The sequence below is a fragment of the Ereboglobus luteus genome, from assembly GCF_003096195.1.
In the GTDB taxonomy this organism is placed as follows: Bacteria; Verrucomicrobiota; Verrucomicrobiia; order Opitutales; family Opitutaceae; genus Ereboglobus; species Ereboglobus luteus.
This window is the reverse complement of record NZ_CP023004.1, coordinates 3,446,215-3,459,273: the sequence shown is the minus strand read 5'-3', so window position 1 is coordinate 3,459,273 and position 13,059 is coordinate 3,446,215. Positions and strand designations below refer to the sequence as shown.

At 62.1% G+C, this 13,059-nt stretch carries 13 protein-coding genes and 1 tRNA gene; 4 read left to right on the top strand and 10 right to left on the bottom strand.

Annotation, left to right across the window (positions count from 1 at the left end; all coding sequences use genetic code 11):
• Positions 1 to 308 precede the first annotated feature (308 nt).
• Positions 309 to 713 carry a hypothetical protein gene (locus CKA38_RS15525; RefSeq protein WP_152032854.1) on the top strand — a complete coding sequence of 135 codons (405 nt, stop codon included), beginning with the start codon at positions 309 to 311 and terminating at the stop codon, positions 711 to 713.
• 276 nt (positions 714 to 989) lie between these two features.
• Here the strand turns inward: CKA38_RS15525 and CKA38_RS12605 are convergent.
• Positions 990 to 1,064 (bottom strand) — tRNA-Glu (locus tag CKA38_RS12605).
• 89 nt (positions 1,065 to 1,153) lie between these two features.
• Here CKA38_RS12605 and CKA38_RS12600 point away from each other — a divergent pair.
• Together CKA38_RS12600 and CKA38_RS12595 are read left to right on the top strand one after the other, a co-directional pair.
• On the top strand, positions 1,154 to 2,434 hold the full coding sequence (locus tag CKA38_RS12600) for a class I SAM-dependent methyltransferase (RefSeq protein WP_108825792.1): 1,281 nt from the start codon (positions 1,154 to 1,156) through the stop codon (positions 2,432 to 2,434).
• Positions 2,435 to 2,458: 24 nt separating this feature from the next.
• Positions 2,459 to 3,208, top strand: a complete 750-nt coding sequence (locus CKA38_RS12595) for an acyl-[acyl-carrier-protein] thioesterase (protein WP_108825791.1) — start codon at positions 2,459 to 2,461, stop codon at positions 3,206 to 3,208.
• A gap of 98 nt (positions 3,209 to 3,306) precedes the next feature.
• On the opposite strand, the gene CKA38_RS12590 is transcribed toward CKA38_RS12595, so the two are convergent.
• Positions 3,307 to 3,582, bottom strand: a complete 276-nt coding sequence (locus CKA38_RS12590; RefSeq protein WP_236919032.1) for a ribbon-helix-helix protein, CopG family — start codon at positions 3,580 to 3,582, stop codon at positions 3,307 to 3,309.
• A 278-nt stretch (positions 3,583 to 3,860) separates the two neighbouring features.
• Here CKA38_RS12590 and CKA38_RS12585 point away from each other — a divergent pair, with 278 nt between their 5' ends.
• The gene (locus CKA38_RS12585; RefSeq protein ID WP_108825789.1) at positions 3,861 to 4,631 is read left to right on the top strand and encodes an AMP nucleosidase; all 771 of its coding nucleotides are present in this window, start codon (positions 3,861 to 3,863) and stop codon (positions 4,629 to 4,631) included.
• Between the two features lie 86 nt (positions 4,632 to 4,717).
• On the opposite strand, the gene CKA38_RS12580 is transcribed toward CKA38_RS12585, so the two are convergent.
• The 8 genes from CKA38_RS12580 to CKA38_RS12545 form a co-directional block, all read right to left on the bottom strand.
• Complete coding sequence (locus CKA38_RS12580) at positions 4,718 to 5,515, bottom strand: RDD family protein (protein WP_108825788.1); 798 nt, start codon at positions 5,513 to 5,515, stop codon at positions 4,718 to 4,720.
• Positions 5,512 to 6,528, bottom strand: a complete 1,017-nt coding sequence (locus CKA38_RS12575; RefSeq protein ID WP_108825787.1) for a stage II sporulation protein M — start codon at positions 6,526 to 6,528, stop codon at positions 5,512 to 5,514. The genes CKA38_RS12580 and CKA38_RS12575 overlap by 4 nt, the downstream gene beginning before the upstream one ends.
• Positions 6,529 to 6,628: 100 nt before the next feature.
• Complete coding sequence (locus tag CKA38_RS12570) at positions 6,629 to 7,972, bottom strand: DUF58 domain-containing protein (protein ID WP_108825786.1); 1,344 nt, start codon at positions 7,970 to 7,972, stop codon at positions 6,629 to 6,631.
• Between the two features lie 105 nt (positions 7,973 to 8,077).
• Positions 8,078 to 9,043, bottom strand: a complete 966-nt coding sequence (locus CKA38_RS12565; protein WP_108825785.1) for an AAA family ATPase — start codon at positions 9,041 to 9,043, stop codon at positions 8,078 to 8,080.
• A gap of 11 nt (positions 9,044 to 9,054) precedes the next feature.
• Positions 9,055 to 10,347: a DUF4350 domain-containing protein gene (locus CKA38_RS12560; RefSeq protein ID WP_152032853.1), complete on the bottom strand. Its 1,293-nt coding sequence runs from the start codon at positions 10,345 to 10,347 to the stop codon at positions 9,055 to 9,057.
• Positions 10,344 to 12,038 (bottom strand): hypothetical protein, encoded by a 1,695-nt coding sequence (locus CKA38_RS12555; RefSeq protein ID WP_108825783.1) that lies wholly within the window; start codon positions 12,036 to 12,038, stop codon positions 10,344 to 10,346. The genes CKA38_RS12560 and CKA38_RS12555 overlap by 4 nt, the downstream gene beginning before the upstream one ends.
• The gene (locus CKA38_RS12550; RefSeq protein WP_152032852.1) at positions 12,035 to 12,436 is read right to left on the bottom strand and encodes a rhomboid family protein; all 402 of its coding nucleotides are present in this window, start codon (positions 12,434 to 12,436) and stop codon (positions 12,035 to 12,037) included. Before CKA38_RS12550 ends, CKA38_RS12555 begins: the two co-directional genes overlap by 4 nt.
• A complete protein-coding gene (locus tag CKA38_RS12545; protein WP_152032851.1) occupies positions 12,433 to 12,978 on the bottom strand; it encodes a hypothetical protein in 546 nt (181 codons plus the stop codon). Before CKA38_RS12545 ends, CKA38_RS12550 begins: the two co-directional genes overlap by 4 nt.
• Positions 12,979 to 13,059 lie beyond the last annotated feature (81 nt).

The following is a 13,059-nucleotide window of genomic DNA, read 5'->3' as shown; positions in this document are numbered from 1 at the left end:
AGCGGCAGTGGTATCTGGGACACGCGCAACCTACCATACACGGCGAGCAATCGACTGTAGAGCCGACCAGAAGTACATGAGGAGGTTTTAGGAGAGCACTGCTGCATTTGCCAATCATTTTCAACAACTCACTATCATTGTCAAGTCACTTGTTTCGTTCGCTCCACCCGGCACGGGCTTTTCGCGCCCCGCCATCCCCCGTCCGCAGCCATAGTTCCGTTTTCACCCTTCATCTTTCACTCTTCACCCTTTCGGGCGTCGCGCGTCGCGCCGCCCGGTTCCGCCCCTTCCCCTATTTATGAACACCCGTGCCCGCATCCGACGCCACGAAATCCGGAGCCATAGGCCAGCGCCTCGCCCGCCTGCGCGGGGATCTCGCCGATGTCCGCGCCACCATCAAGCGCTCCCTCAACAACGGCGCCACCGTCAACCTCCAGGGCAACGTCACCACCGAAATCGCCCTCTCCCGACTCAAAGCCCGGGAGTCCCGCATCACCTCCGCCATCACCGATCTCGAAGCCCGCCTCGCCGGCACCACATGGATGCCGAAACATGGTTCACCGCCGACGAGGCGAAGCAATGGGGATTTGTCGACGAAGTCGCCGCCCCCGTCGAAGCCGCCGCCTGCGCCCGCCGCGCATCCTACAACTTCGCCAAGCCGCTGCATATCTTGCGTGCGTCCGCGAGCTCGCGCAAATCCGACCGTGGCATGAGTGCGGTGTCGATTTCCCCTTGGGCGAGAGCGGTGGCGATTTCGGTCGCTTTTTTGAGTGCCGCATTTTCGTCGGGTATCTGGATGAGTTTCCTTTTCCCGTCGTTGCTCTTTGTGGCAATGGAGTAAACCCAGCCCGTGCGCGAGCGCCTATGTCGTTGACGGTAGATTTTCAGCGCCACATTCCCGAGCATCGGATAATCAATACAAGTCCACACATTAAGAGAGTATTTAAAGGCATTTCAAGGTAATTACTCCCCTATGACAGGGTCAGAATTGGCGCCCTCACGGGGAATCGAACCCCGCTTTGAAGAATGAGAATCTTCCGTCCTAACCGATAGACGATGAGGGCGTTTGCTCTGCAAGAACACAGAACAGTGCGCATTGCCGCGCTCAGGTCAAGCATTGCGTTTCCCTTTTCACTGTGCCAATGCACTTCCCATGTCCCAACCAGCCGCCCGCGAACAATTTTTCGACCTGCTGCGCGCGTCCATTTCCGAAGGCGCGCTTTCGAAACTGACGCTCGGCAAGTATCGTGGAGCCGACGCCTCGCTGCGAAATGTTTTCGTCCGCCCCGTTTCCCTCAAAAGCGGCCCGCACCTCAGTTTCGTTTATCGCCATGCCACGCGCGACATAACCAAAAACCATCAGCCGGACGAGGCGCTCGCCCTTCTTGAAAAACTCATCGGCGCCGAGTTTCTCGACGCGCACCTTTTCACCGCCGCGCAATCCGCGCAGCTCTCGCACGATTCAAACGGAGTCGCGCGCCTTCGCGTCAAAAAAACGGACGCCGCTCCGAACGCGCCGGCATCCGCCATCGGCGGCATTCCCGCCGCGCATGATCGCGCGCGACGGCAGGCCATTCCGCTCGACGCGCCCTGGCTGCACGCGCTCGGCATCACAAACAAATACGGAAAGCCGCGCGAGGGCATGTCGGCGAAACTTCGCCAGATAAACAAATTCGCCGAGCTGCTTTCGCACCTCGCAACGGAGGCCGGGCTCATCGAAGCGCCAGCAATCATTCCGGGGCTTGATGAAAAAACGCATCGCGACGCCGCCTCCGCGTTGCGCATTGCCGACATGGGTTGCGGCAAGGGTTACCTTACGTTTGCCACCGCCGCGCTCCTCGGGCCGCGCGCACGCATTCAAGGCATCGAGGCCCGCCCTGAACTCGTTTCGTTTTGCAACCGCATCGCGCGGGAAACTGGATTTTCCAATTTGAAATTTGTCCAGGGAACCATCGCGGATGCGCAACTGGACGCGAAAGAGGAACTCGCGCACGACGCGCCGCAAAACACACTCGACATCCTCATCGCGCTTCACGCCTGTGACACGGCGACCGACGACGCCATTGCCAGGGGAATCCAATCCGGCGCGCGCCTGATCGTCGTTTCCCCCTGCTGCCAAAAAGAACTCCGCCCGCAACTGACCGCGCCGCCCGTCCTTGCCGAGGCGCTCCGCCACGGCATTTTTCAGGAGCGGCAGGCCGAGTTTGTAACCGACGCCCTGCGCGCCCAGCTTCTCGAACACGCCGGCTACCGCGCCAAGGTGTTCGAGTTTATTTCGACCGAGCACACCGCGAAAAATCTCATGATCGCCGCAATCAAAACCCGCCCCGCGGGCGATGAGGCCACACTGCGCAAACTGCGCGACCTTGCCCGTTTCTACGGCATTCGAAAACAAGCGCTCGCGTCGCATCTCGGCATTGACCTGAACTTTTGAACCACAAATAAAATCACCACATTCATGACACACGAAGAATTCCGCGTCCGTTATTACGAACTTGGCCCCGATGGAGCCATCCCCCTGCACAAGCTCTGCGATTATTTTCAGGACGCGGCCGGCATCGACGCGCACACCCTCGCCTTCGGCAGCGAAGACCTCGGTGACGCCGCCGGGCTGACATGGGTGCTCACGCGCATGCAACTCACCCCGCTTTGCCCCGCCAAGGCCGCGGGCGGCGACACTCTCACCGTGCACACATGGCACAGCCGTTCCGAGCGACTCATGAGCCGGAGGGAATTTTATATAACCAACGGAAAAGGAGAAACCGTTTTGAAGGGGGCAACGTGGTGGCTGTTGATCGACATTGCCACGCGCCGGATCGCGCGCACACCGCAAATGCTCATCGACATGAACCCGCCAACCCCGGAGTTCGTCGTCGAGGAAAACAATCCCAAGATGCCCGATTTCAGCGGAGTCCAACCGGCGGCGACACTTCCAATCATCGTGCGCAACGAGGACATCGACAGCAACGCCCATGTGAACAACACCCACTTCACCGCATGGGCGCTCGAAAGCACGCCGCCGGAAATCGCCTCCAGCCGCGCGCTCAAGGAATTGGTGATCACCTTCAAGAACGAGTGCTTTGCAAAGGACAAGCTCACCATGTCCGTCCACGAGGAACAGTCCGGTCACGGAAAAGCCTTCTGGCATGTTCTCACCCGCGAAAACGACGGCAAGGAAACCGCGCGCATTTACACGCGGTGGGAGTGAGAAAATCGTTCACATGACATTGGCGCGGGAAATTCTTGTTGGCAGGTCGAACCCTCCCCCAAAGGCATTTCCTCGCGACAATTTATGCCGAAAAACTGCTAGCTGCGACGGCCTTTTTTGGCCGCGGCCTTGGGCGCGTAGGATTCGAGCGCAAGACGCAAAATTTCACCGATGCTGACCTTTTTCTTTTTGGCCGCCTTGGTGAGTTTGGTCTTCATCTCGGCGGGCAAACGGACGGAAATCTGCCTGTGCGGCTCGCCGGCGGAAACACAACGATCAATGTCAAAACTCGCGACCGCCTCGCGCACCACTTCGCTTGTGAAGCGGAATCCGTATTTTTTCTGATTGGCGTCAATTTTGGCAATCAACGACACCGGCAAATCAAATGTGAGGGGGCGGTAACGGGATTCTTCTTTTTTCTGGCCATGATGGTGGGTGGGTTTGGTTCAGTGGTGGGTGGGATTCGAGGCGATGGATTTTAAAAGGATGCACAAATCCATTTCCAGCAACGCCAAAACGCAATTCTTATTGATGACAAATTGCGCGCCCGCATGGACGCGCCGGGCGCCGCGCTTTCATCCTTTCCAACCAATCTCCCCGCCTCCATGCTGCGTCGCAACAGCAACCCATTTTCTCCGCCGTCACTCGCCTTATGAAAACACGCCAAGAAATCGTCGAAAACTGGCTGCCGCGCTACACGGGCGTGCCGCTCAACGAATTTGGAGACCACATCCTGCTCACCAACTTTCAGCGTTACGTGCAACTCTTTGCCGAATGGCACGGCGTCCCCGTGCGCGGGCTCGACAAACCCATGTCCAGCGCCACCGCCGGGCGCATCACGATGATCAACTTCGGCATGGGCAGCGCCACCGCCGCGACCATCATGGACCTGCTCGGCGCCATCCGCCCCAAGGCGGTGCTCTTCCTCGGCAAATGCGGCGGCGTGAAACACCGCGCCGAAGTCGGCCAGCTCATCCTGCCCATCGCGGCCGTCCGCGGCGAGGGCACAAGCAACGACTACTTCCCGCCCGAGGTTCCCGCCCTGCCCTCCTTCGCGCTGCAAAAGGCCATCTCGACCACGATCCGCGACTATGCGCGCGACTACTGGACGGGCACTGTTTACACGACCAACCGCCGCGTGTGGGAACATGACGAGGAATTCAAAAAATACCTGCAAAAAATCCGCGTCATGTGCGTGGACATGGAAACGGCGACGATCTTCACCGTCGGCTTTTTTAACGACATCCCCACCGGCGCGCTCCTCCTCGTGAGCGATCATCCGATGACACCCGAGGGTGTGAAAACCACGGAAAGCGACCGGCGCGTTGACGCCGACCATGTCGAGCCGCACATCCGGATCGGCATTGATTCACTAAACCAGCTCATCAACCGGGGCTTAACGGTGAAGCATCTGAAGTTTTGATCGCGCAAAAACGCCCGGGGCTCGCATTCACGTTGAAGCGGTCGAACACAAAATATTCGGCCATGCCGCCAGGCCCGGCTCCATGCTCACCGCGCAGCCCCGGATGAACGCCGCTCAACGAACAGCACATCCACCACGTTGCGCACGAACTGCTCGTTGCTCACGCCGTCCGTCACGCCCTCGGGAAAGTCGGTCAGCGATTTGAAATGGTCCGCGAGGTCGGCAAACAACTCCACGCGCGCCGCGTCATCGAGCTTGTCGCGCCGGGCCAGCGCCAGCCACGCCACGCGCGCCTCGCCCGGTGAAACTGCCTGCCGCAAACGCGCCACCACAGGCGCGTGGCCGCGCAGCGTGTTGTATTTTTCGCTCCCCAGCAACGCCGGATCAGGCGCCGGTTCCGGGGCCTCCCAAATCACGAGCGTTCCCGCCGCCAGGTCGCCGAGCCGCTGGCAGCGGCGGCTCAGCAACGCCGTCGCGCCGCCCGCGAAATATCCGAGCGGGAGCGCGTCAATCGCCCGCAGCAAATTGCGCAGCACCACCTGCCACAGGGACAGGCGCAAGCCGCGTTCGTCGATCACGCGCAACCGCAGCATCCGCTTGCCCGGCGTGAGGCCGCGCCACCGCCACTCGAAAAAAATCGAGTAGCCCTGCGACACCACAAAATATCCGATCACGCTCACCGCGCGCATCGCGTCCACGCTCACAAGCGCCAGCAGGCTGATCGCCACGCTCACAATCCCCCACCCCGCGCTCACGATCATCCAGTCGGCCAGCAGCGCGAGCATCCGCATCACCGGGCTCGCCAGCCGGTGGGAAAACACCGCGCCCTCCGGCGTGCGCACGCGGATTGTATCCAGTCTTTCAATACCGTTCGCGCCGCTCATTGATTTTCATCCCCTTCCCTTTTGCGCCCGCAAAATCCGAAATACCACAACAGCACCGCGCCTTCGATCACGCCGAAGGCAATCTTGATCCAATACGGCAGCACCGGCGCGTGGTATTGCGAAATGAACGCCTCCACGACGCCCGCCCACACAAGCATCAACGCCGCGCCCGCGCACAACGTCACCACATCCGGCGCGGCCGCCCGCAGGCGCATCGCAAGCCCCTTGTTCTGGCCGCGCCCAATCAGCGCGCCCGCCAGCACAAACCCGGCCTGCCCGCCCACGAGAATCGCGGGGATTTCAATCATGCCGTGCGGCAGCAGCCAGCCGAACAAGAACGTCGTCTGCCCCGCCAGCACGTAGTCCGCGACCACCGCGCCGAGAATCACGCCGTTGTAGAACAACAGCACCAGCGTCCCCGCGCCCCACGTCATGCCGAGCGCCATCACGAGCAAGGTCACGCGGATGTTGTGCGTCATCAAATAACCGGCAAACGTGCCCTTCGAGCCGTCCAGCCTATTGTAATCTGCGCCCGCCTCCTCCTTCGCAACGCGCTCCGCCGGGTCGCCGAGCAAGTGCGAAAACGGCATCAACACCTGCTTGGCTTCGGGATCAAGCGCCACCGCGAAGCCCCCGAAAACCGCGCCTCCCAGCATCAACGCCAGCGCGAACCAGAACGCACGTATTCGTTTCCTGAATACACCGGGCAGCGTGACCGAGAACCATTTCCCCGGGCGCCAGTGCGCGACGGAACGCCCGCCCGCGCCGCCGTGGATTTCCGCGTAACCGCGCGCGACAAGATTCTCCAGATACGCGCGCGTCTCCGGCTCCGCGGAAAACGTGGCCAGGCGCGCCAGGTCCGCCGAGGCTCTTTGATATAAATGCTCCATCTCGCGCACTTCCTCAAGCGGCAGCTTGCGCCAGGGATCGTTCGCCAGGCGGTTCAAGATTTTGTCGAGCCGCTCCCATTTCGGCCGCTCCGCCTCGATAAACTGGTCCAAGTTTACGATCATGAAAAATCCTCCAAAAAAGGAACGCAGAATGCGCGAAGAACCACAGGGGCCAATGCGGCCCGTCCCGTTCCCCGTGCTCCGTCTGTTCGAGGGTCGGCCTTCATAGCAACTGCCTCCGCTTCACCTGCAAATATTGCGTCACCAAGTTCGCCACGAACGCATCGTCATCAAGCACTGCCGCCGTGATGTTGTTCTGCTTGAGCGTGCGGATCAGCGCCTGCATTTCCTCCCAGCGCATGTGGCCCGCAAGCCTCGCGTAAAGATCGCCGCGTCCCTCCGCGCCCTTGTTTGCGAAAAGCGGCTCCACGCCCGGCCCGCGCAACTGGCTCACCAGCATCAAATGCTGGCGTGCCAGCAATGGAGCGTGCCTCGCGAAATCCTCCGCCAGCACGGGATCGCTCAGGTCGGTCAGGAAAAACAACAGCGCGCGCTGGCGTTGCCGCAACCGAATGTGACGCGCCACCTCGGCCATGTCGGGTGTCACCTCGCCCGGTTGGAGCGTGTGCAAAGCCTCGCGGCATGCCGCGTAATGCGCTGCGCCGTTGCCCGCGCGCAAACTCACGCGCACGCGATCATCGTAGGCGATCACGCCGAAGCGGTCCCCCTGCCGCTGCGCCGCGAGAAACAAAACCAGCGCCGAGGTCAGGTAGCGTTCGAGCACCGTTTGCGTGACACCCTCGTGCGTGACGAGCCGCCCCGACAAACGCGACATGTCGATCACCACATAAATCTCCTGCGTGCGCTCGGCTTGGAAAACCTTTGTCACCGGATGTCCGCGCTTCGCCGTCGCCTTCCAGTGGATTTCGTCAAACCCGTCGCCCGGCAAATACTCGCGCATTTTTTCAAACTCACGCCCGCGCCCGACCGTGCGCTGCAGCTTCGCGCCAAACTGGCCGCGATCCAGAAAAACCGCCGCGAGCTGACGCCGCTCGGAAAACAAATTCGGATACACGCGCAACTCGCACTCCAGCCGCGCCCGCGCGCGCAACCGCCACAAACCCATTCGCGATCCCGCCTCGCAGCACGCCAGCGCCGCATTCGCAAAACGCCCGCGCCGCGAAGGCGTGCACGCCCACTCGATTTGCGCGCGCGATTTTTTTGCGCCCGCCGGCAGGCGCACCCACAACTCATTGTCCTTTGCCGCAAAAACTTTCGGCAGTCCGAGCGCAAAACGCAGCTCCATCGCGCGCCCTGTCTCATTGGAAAAACTCACCGGGATCACGCCGGGCCGGTCCTTCGAAAACCGCACGACATCCGGGATCGACACCCCGGGCATCCGCACTCCCCGCAAACTCAACGCCAAATCAAGCAACGCCAGCAACACCACGATCGCCAGCGCGGCGAAGCACACCGGCATCAACCCGGGCATCGGCCCCGCCGGCACCGCAAGCAGCACCACGGCGAAGACAAGCCAGAGCAAGCGTGTTGAGGGGAGGAAGGTCATGTTGTTATTTTCGATTTTGGATTTCCGATTTTCGATTGGGAGTTACCGCTCCATTTTCGACTTCGAGACCGCGCGGTGGCGCGCAATCGGAAAGCCCCAATTTCTTCATCTTGGCACCGCCACTTGTTCAAGTATCCGCGAGAGCACTTCGTCGATTGTCAGTCCCTCTATTTCGAACTCGGGGCGCAATATCAGGCGGTGTCCGAGCACCGCGCTTGCAAGGCCGCGCACATCGTCCGGCGTCACATAGTCGCGACCGTCGAGCGCGGCGCGCGCGCGGCTGCCAAGCAGCAACGCCTGCGTGGCGCGCGGCCCCGCGCCGACCAGCATGCTCTCGTGGCTGCGCGTCGCGCGCACAAGATCGACCACGTAGCTCGTCAGCTCCTCGCGCAAGGTCACCGTGTCGAGCGCGGCGCGCATTGAGGCCAGTTCGCCCGCGCCAAGCACAGCGCGCACTTCGCCCGCGGCAAGCGCGCCCTCCGGCGTGTTGTTTCCGACCATGCGCCGCGCCAGCGAAAGTTCCTCGTCGCGCGCCGGCGGCTCCATTTTGATCTTGAGCATGAAGCGATCCTTCTGGGCCTCGGGCAGCGGATAAGTGCCCTCGGAATCCGCCGGATTTTGCGTGGCGAACACGGTGAAGTTCTCATCAAGCGCGTAGGTCTCGCGGTCGATCGACACCACGCGCTCCTGCATCGCCTGCAAAAGCGCAGCCTGGGTTTTCGCGGGCGCGCGATTGATTTCGTCGGCGAGAAGGAACGACGTGAACACCGGCCCGCGAATCAGCGTGAATGAGTTTGTCTGCAAATTAAACACATTCGTGCCCGTGATGTCGGACGGCATGAGGTCGGGTGTGAACTGCACGCGCCCGCTCGGCACGCCGAGCACGTGCGCGAGCGTGCGCACGAGCAGCGTCTTCGCCACGCCCGGCACGCCCTCGATGAGCGCGTGCTGGCGCGACAGCAAAGTGATGAGCGAAAGCTCGACCGCCTCCTGCTGGCCGATGACGACTTTCGCCACCTCGGCACGGGCGGCAGTTAGTTTTTCCGTAAACGATTCAATGGTTGGGTTCATAAAATTGGTTTCTATTTTGGGCGGGGCAAAACCCCTCCTGATTTTCGCAGCGCTTCCCGCGCGGTTGTGTAGATTTTCCACGGCGACGCGTTTCGCTCCAGCGTCGCGAGCGCCTTGTCCACACGCGCAATGTCGGCGGGCGAAGCCGTTTTTTTCCATTCGTCGAGGCACACACGCGCCACTTGCGCGCGGGGCACCGAGCGGCGCAGCAACGCCTCCAAGCCCGCCGTCGGCTCGTAACCCGCGTGCTCATCATCCTCGTCGGCGGGCGGCGGCACGAACAGCGCCATGCGATGCCACACCCACAACACCGCCAGCAACATCGCCAGGCACGCAGCCCCCGTCAGCCCATAGCGCCGCGCAAGCGCGGCCACGCCGTGATCCTCAGTCATGCCGAGATGGTATTCGTCGAAAACAACAACACCGTCGCCGCCCGGCGCGGTCACGAGCCACGCGAGCAATGAGGTCGCGCGCGCGCGTTGCAGCGCCTCGTTGCTCAGGAAAAACGAATCCGCCGCCAGCACGATAGAGCCTGTGCCAATCGCGCGCTCAATCATCACGGGGCGCCCCTCGCGCGTGTAAAGCACGCGCCAGTCCGCGCTTTTGTCCGTGTCGAAATACAACTCGCTCATCCAGTCGAGTCTTCCCGGCCATTCGCCCGGTTGTCCTTCCGAGCGCACCGCGGGGGGCAGCCTGCCGTCGTCGTCGGGTTTGATGATGCGCGTCACGATTTTCACGCCCCATTGCTCGCCCGCATCGACAAACACCTGTTTCTTGCGACTGCCTTTTTTCTCAGGGGGCTCCGGTTTTTCTTCGGGCGCGACCTCGGGTGCGTCGCGCTTCTCCAAGGCATGCGCGGCAAAATCCGGCGCGCCCGCGAAATTGTATTTTGAATAATCGTCATCGGTGCGCGAATCGCGCCAGCGCTTCAACTCGCGCTCGCCGAAACCCGCCTTGAACGTCACGACCACGCGCGCGCCGCCGCGAGCGAGCGAGTCGAGTTTTTTTGCGGTGACGCGGTCCGTCCGCAACCACCCGGCGGAATTCACCCCCGCAAACACAATCGTCCCGCGCATGCCGGCCGGCAATTTTTCCGGCTCGCGCAGCCACCGTTGCGCGCGCGCGCCGGGCACAAGCTCCAGGCTTTCATAAAACGCCTTTGTGCCGAGCGGGTCAGCGCGATAGGTCGAGTAAAGCGGATACACATCGCCGCGCGAAATCCTCATGCGCAGCAATTCGGCGATGCCGCCGAGCAACAGCACGACCAGCGCGGCGAGCAGAATCATCGAGGCTCGGCGCTTCATATTTTCGCTCCTTTCTCCAGCTCGTCGAACCACGCGCGCACGCGCGCCTCGTCCGTCTGCTCGCGGCCATACCACGCCGCCTCGAACTCGCGCCGCCTCGCGGCAAACCATTCCGGCAGTCCCGCGCGCTGCAGCGCGCGGCGACGCAGTTCGCGCTCGTAATCGAGATTCGTCTTGTGCCGCCGCAGCGTCAGCAATCCCTCCGCGCCGAGGCGCGCGAGTTGCGCGAGGTAGAGCGCGCGCAGCGCCAGGCGCCACTCGCCGAGCGCGACCTGCTCGCGCGCGAGATGCAGCCACTCATCCCAGGGCAGTTGCGCCGCCTGCACGTTTTCATCGCGCAAATCCGGTTTTTCCCCGATCTCCGCGCCGCCCGCCGCCGCCTCCACGATCTTGCGCCCGCCGCCGCGCACCGTGATAAAAATCACCCAAACGAGCAGCCCCACCAGCACCGCGAGAAGCGAGTAGAGGAAAAACTTCAACAGCGACAGGTCCCCCATGCCCGAGCGTTCCTTTGTAACAACCGGCCAGGCGCTTTCATTGTCGCGCGAAAGCAACTCCGCCAGCCATCCGATAAAATCCGCCAGTGCGCGAAAAACTGATTTCACCCCGCTCCCCATCCAGTTGAAAAAACGCTCGATTGCGCTCGCCTCGTCATCCGAAGACCGTGCCTTTTCATCCGGGTGCAACTGCCATTGAAAATCGCGGCGCGCCAGCACTTCGTCGATGGCTTGGTCGAGCTCGGCAGGCTGGACTTGTTGCTGCTGTTGTTGATCGGAAGCGGAGTCCCGCCCGGCTGCCGTCGCGTCACCCGAAAACATCAGCGTGCTTGCGACCAACGCGACGAGGGCGAAACCTGTTTTGGCGCGTCCTGTTTTTCGAACAGCGGCGATTTCGATGCGCAAATCCGCGCCGGTGCGCAGGGCGCGCCCGCGAAAAACACGCAGCACGCAAAACGCCTTCGCAAGCGGATCGATCGCGAGCCACGTGAGCGCCGTCACACACATGAGGAATGTGGTGTTGAGCATCGACCAGCCGCTCAGTGACATGAAGTTTTCCATTCCGAGCAACGTGCGCGCCAGCCAAGGCAGCATGTAAAACAACGCCGCCACGTTTGCAAAAACCACAAGCGAAAGCGCACTGATCACGAGCAGCCCCACATGCCCCTGCCGCGGCCAGAGTTTCGCAAGCTGCCGCGCATCCGCCTCAGCCGCGCCGTGTTGCTCCGGGACTTGAGCGGAGCCAAGCGCCGTCGCCGTTTGAAAATACAGCCACACATAACCGAATGGCAGCAGCAGCACACCCGACACCGCCAGCGCCGCCGGTCCCCACGCGTGGATTTTGAATTGCGAAACCGCCAGACGCGCCGCCCTGCGCCATGTGAATTTCTCCGGCTTCGCGCCAAGGCGAAACGCCAGCAACCGCGCGCACATTTCCGCCTGGGCGACCTTCATCCACGCATACAGCAGCACGAGCGCGCACGCGCCCAGCGCAAGCTCGTCGCGCGACGGCCTGAACCACGAGACGTAAGCCCACGCGAACAAAAGCGCCAGCGCCCACGCCCCCGCGCCGAGAAGGTGAAACACAAACACGCCCGCCGGCGCGCGACGGAGCAGGTGCACGGATTCCTCGATCAATGCCAGCGCGGACGGCTCCGTCTCGCGACGGCGTGCGGTGGTGCCCTTGCGCGTCATTCCTCGCCCAGCGCCTCCTCCGCCGCCTGCGCCCACACCGTGCCTTCATGCACCGACTGCGGCAGTTTTTCGATCAGCAAACCCGCCAGGTAAAAACACAACCAGAGCCACGCCACACCCGCCGCGAGCGACGCCGCGCGTTTCACCGAGTTCGCCGTCAGCGCGAAAAGACCGCGATTGCTCCCGTCCGCATCCGCCTTCGCGTTCGCAACGATTTTCTCCAGGCACGCCGCGCACAACAAGCGCCCCTCGTATTCCGAGACGCACTCGCGGCAAAACGGCAGCCCGCACTCCGCGCAACACGCCGCCGCCTCGCGCTCCGAGTGCCGCGTGCAGCGCAGCCTGCGCATCGGTCCGCCGGCCCGCGACGGCAAAGGTGGATTTTCCGCCGTGCTCATGCCGCGCCCGGGCCTCCGTCCGGATTTTGCGAGTCCGAAGTTTGCCGCGGTTGCATTTGCGGCAGCTCCGGCTGCGAGGGCAACTCGGGTTGCGCGGGCAGTTCGGGCATTGGCGATTGTTGCGCGGCGGCCTGATTCTCCATCGCCGTTTGCTCAACGGCGGCATCGACCGCGTCCGACACCTGTTCCGCCATCGTCGGTTGCGCGCGCGTCAAATCCGCCTGCGACGCATTGATCAACGGCGTGAGTTGCGCGATCAATTTGTCCGCCTGCCATTTCCGCGCTACGGAGCGCCACAGCACTGTTTGCAATTCCGTCACCACATAAACTGTCACCGTGCGCCCGCGCCATAGGAAAAAAAGCATCAGTCCAAGGGTAATCGCAAAAAATAACCAAATCACTATTGCGCCTGCTCCAGGGCCAGGCGGCAGTATCGTCAAAAATGAAATCACTCCAAAGACAAATGCGATGACCCCGCAGATAAAACCGCCGACTTTGGACGAGAAAGCTTCGCCAACCATGATCGCCTTGATGTCGCGCAAATAAAAACGCCGGTAGCGCTCATGCAGTCCGACCGAGGTGATTTGCAGCACATGGTCGTCCGCGAGCCACAGGCTCCCGCG